Here is a 3,424-nt window from a genome sequence, read left to right as displayed (position 1 = left end):
AAAGAACGGCTGGCGCTGACCGACAAGCTCATCGATCAGGTGGTTTACAAGCTGTATGGGTTGACGGAGGATGAAGTGGCGATTGTGGAGGGGAGAGGGAAGTGAGGTAATGCCTCACTTCCCGGTGGAGAGAAATGTCATTCCGAAGGAATCTTGTTTCAAACCAGCACCGTGCTTGATCGAAACAAGATTCCTACGGAATGACAAATTGGTTTTCCACCAATAACTGCTGGATTACAAAGTGAGCAAAATTTTCTTGTTTTTGACAGGTTTTTGTTATATTTTTTAACATGATTGTATACGGCAGAAATATATTTTCATGAAAAAAAATATAACACAACTTGGCGCCAGAGAAAACGAGTTTCTCCTGACTTTTTCGGGAGCGGACAGGAATATTTTTACCTTGCAAGAGGCAAAGCGATTCTGGGGCTCTGCCCATAATGCTCGAATCGCCATGCACCGGCTGATCGTCAAAGGCTGGCTGGCCACGATTGAAAAAGGCAAGTATCTCATCATCCCTCTGCAGGCCGGGCCAAGCCGGAAATGGACCGAAGATGCCGCCATTATCGCTTCGACGCTGGTGCAACCGGCGGTCATTGCCTACTGGAGCGCGATACGGCATTGGAATTGGACGGAGCAAATTCCCCGCATCGTTTATGTGCAAACTACGAAACGCAAATTCACGCCGCGCCAGACAATTTTTGGAGTGCAATATGAAATCGTAACGGTGAGCAAGAAAAAACTTTTCGGCATGGCGAAAGAATGGCGCAACGGAAAATCATTTTACGTCACAGACCGCGAAAAAACGCTCATCGATTGCGCCGACGACGTTGACCGCGCCGGTTCCATAGAAGAGCTTGTCAAGGCCGTCAAAGCAAGCACCAAAGAAATCTCATGGAAAAAATTAGAGGCCTACGCCGAGCGCTTTCCCAACGGCGCGGTGAAGAAACGTTTGGGTTTTCTGTTCGAGGCGCTCGTGCCAACGCTCTCGGCAGAAGGAAAAACTGTTTTGGCAAAATGGCAAAAAAATCTCAGCGCCGGCGTCAGTCCGCTGGTTCCCTCCGTGGCGCAAAGCGGACGAATTGTGCGGCGTTGGAGAATTCTTGTCAATGTGAGGGTTTAAATGGTCGCGGTTGAAGAAATCAAACGTTTCGCCGCCGCCATCGGGGTTGATCCGCCGGTGGTGGATCATGACTACGTGCTCGGATGCTATCTCCATTTCTTGAGCGTACAACCCGAAGCACAGGCTTCATGGATTTTCAAGGGCGGCACCTCGCTGCGGAAGTGTTATTTCGCAGGGTATCGTTTCTCCGAAGACCTTGATTTTACCGCAAGGCGCAAGCTGGTGATGACGGAGGTTCGTCACATTATTCATGCCGCGAGCGTGGCGATGCAAAACGAAACCGGAATTCGCACCAACGAGATAGATCTCGTGGTGGAGGTTGTGAATGACGATTACGGAAAGGAAGCCTATGAAGCCAAAATTTATTATCGCGGCCCGTGGAATTACGGCGGTACGCCTGCTGCGCTCAAGGTTCATTTGAATCGGGATGAACGTTTGGTTTTTCCGCTCAAGGAATTGCCGGTTATGCATGAATATTCGGATAAAGGGAGTTTGCCGGCAGCGACTCTCCGTGTTTACGCGCTGGAAGAAATTTTGTCGGAAAAGCTGCGCGCGTTTTCCGGCCAGCGGAAACATGCTATCGCTCGCGATGTTTATGACATTTACCATCTCTCAAAAACCAAGACAGATGTTAAGAAAGCCATCGGCGCATTTCCGGAAAAGTGTCGCGTCAAGGGAATCATTCCTGCGGAAATCGATTTCGACAAGGTTATAAAACGCCAAGCGGAGTACGAAGCGAATTGGCGAACCAACCTGGAATATCTCATTCCGGCAACCATGAAAGCAGCATTTGCGGACGCGTGGAATACTTCGCTTGAACTGCTCAAAAAGGCGATAGGCAAATGAAAATTCCTTACGTCATCGACAACCAAACCCACACGCTGGCCGAGGTGCTCAATGAATTGCTCGCGGCCCATTCCGGACGTTCTCTCGATATCGCCAGCGCCTTTTTCTCGGTGAAAGGCTTTGAGCTGTTGCGGGAAAACCTGCAACGCTTGGGCAGTTTTCGCCTGCTGCTGGGATTGGAGCCGACCGGCGGCTTGCAAATCGGCGTGCGGCCGGAAGAGCGCGCCTTGCCCAAGCTGCTCAGCCGCGAGCTGGCGGAGGAAGAATTCAATCAAAAAATGATGACGCTGGTTGAAGAGCTGATTCGTTTTTTGCGAAAATCGCCGATTCAAGTCCGGTTGGTGAGCAAGGGCTTTTTGCACGCCAAGTGCTATCTGCTATATAGTGACCGGCCAGGCGGGCAAGGTTTTCTCTTCGAGCGTTTTCAGCCGCTCATCGGTATCGTCGGCTCCAGCAATTTCACCCGTCCGGGATTGACCAGCAATCGCGAGCTTAATCTCTGCCATCGGATTTTATTGGAGCCGGAAGAGGCCAATGATCCGGCGGCGGCGCAGATCGTCGGCCTGCCAATGGAAGCTCCAGCGACTGCAACCATCACAGAACGCGACCGCCAGTTGCTGAAAAGTGAAATCGGGGCGCGCGCCATCATGCAATTGGTGGAGTGGTTCGAGCGCGAATGGGGCGAGGCAAACGATTTTAAAGAGCCGCTCATTGAAATTTTGGATGCTTCCAAGTTCGGCAAAAAGGAATACACGCCGTATCAAGTTTACATGAAGGCGCTCTTCGAGTATTTCAAAGACGATCTCGAGGCCACGGAATTGGCGGCGACCAGGTCCGCGGTCGAGTTGAGCGAGTTCCAGGAAGATGCGGTGAAAAAGGCGAGGAAAATTCTCAGCCGCTACGACGGCGTGATGATCGCGGATTCCGTCGGCTTGGGCAAAACCTGGATCGGCAAAAAACTTCTGGAGGATTTTGCCTATCATCAGCGCATGAAGGCGCTGGTGGTGTGTCCGGCCTCGCTGCGGCCAATGTGGATACACGAGCTGAAGGAAGCTACCATTGCGGCAACGATTATTTCGCAGGAGGAACTGGGCCAAAAAGATTTTTCGGCGGAGCCTTATGGCGACACCGACTTGATTTTGGTGGACGAGTCGCACAACTTTCGCAACAAATCCGCGCAGCGCTATGAAAATCTCGAACGGATTGTGGCGCTCAACGCTGGCAAGGGACGGGACGGCGGCCGCAAGAAAATCATTTTGCTGACGGCCACGCCGATCAACAACGATCTGTTCGATCTCTACAATCAAATCAATTTCGTCACGCAGGGCGACCGTTCCTATTTTTCCTCCGCCGGCATCGGCGATGTTTACCGCTATTTTCTCCAGGCGCGCCGCGATTCGAGAAACGGCGCCGGCGCGGTTTCATTGTTCAATCTTCTCGAAGAAGTGGTCATTC

At 51.6% G+C, this 3,424-nt stretch carries 3 protein-coding genes; all 3 read left to right on the top strand.

Features of this window, described 5'->3' with window-relative positions; all coding sequences use genetic code 11:
* The first annotated feature begins 454 nt into the window (after positions 1-454).
* Positions 455-1,123 (top strand): hypothetical protein, encoded by a 669-nt coding sequence (locus FBQ85_28220; GenBank protein MDL1879020.1) that lies wholly within the window; start codon positions 455-457, stop codon positions 1,121-1,123.
* Complete coding sequence (locus FBQ85_28215; GenBank protein MDL1879019.1) at positions 1,124-1,969, top strand: nucleotidyl transferase AbiEii/AbiGii toxin family protein; 846 nt, start codon at positions 1,124-1,126, stop codon at positions 1,967-1,969.
* Positions 1,966-3,424: helicase (locus FBQ85_28210; GenBank protein MDL1879018.1), on the top strand; the 1,459-nt coding region annotated here is incomplete at its 3' end. The genes FBQ85_28215 and FBQ85_28210, both read left to right, overlap by 4 nt.

It is taken from the genome of Cytophagia bacterium CHB2 (assembly GCA_030263535.1).
GTDB lineage: Bacteria > Zhuqueibacterota > Zhuqueibacteria > Zhuqueibacterales > Zhuqueibacteraceae > Coneutiohabitans.
The sequence above is the reverse complement of the archived record's forward strand: the minus strand, read 5'-3'. Positions and strand labels throughout refer to the sequence as shown.